The following is a 429-nucleotide window of genomic DNA, read 5'->3' on the forward strand; positions in this document are numbered from 1 at the left end:
GGGGGGCTTGCTGCGATTCATTCCGCGCCGAGGGCGCCCCACCGGCAGGGCACTCCGCCCGTCCACGAGGCGGCCGAGTCAGACAGCGGTGGGTGAGGACGTCGACCTTACCGCCACGAGTCCATGACTCACGGCAACGTGACGCACCACTCGAGGACGAACCCCTCGTCGGAGACTCTCGTGTGCTGACGCACACAGGAGGGGTCCGCGCCTGATTCCTCCGCCACCACGGCCAGCGCGATCGCGGCAGGCTGCGGGAGGGGGCCGCCGGCGAGCCGTGCCTCGGACCCGTCCGGATCACCGGAGCCGCCCGGGGCAGGGACCTCCGTGGTGACGAATGCCTCAACACGGTCGGGCAGCTCCCCGGTGAGCACCTGGTGCCCGTCGAGGGTGAGGTCCGGCTGCACCGGGGCGTGGACGGCGATGCAG

At 72.0% G+C, this 429-nt stretch carries 1 pseudogene; it reads right to left on the minus strand.

Features of this window, described 5'->3' with window-relative positions:
- Positions 1–128: 128 nt before the first annotated feature.
- Positions 129–429: pseudogene (locus CYJ76_RS12595) on the minus strand (hypothetical protein); the annotation flags it as partial.

The organism is Kytococcus schroeteri (assembly GCF_002847825.1).
In the GTDB taxonomy this organism is placed as follows: Bacteria; Actinomycetota; Actinomycetes; order Actinomycetales; family Dermatophilaceae; genus Kytococcus; species Kytococcus schroeteri.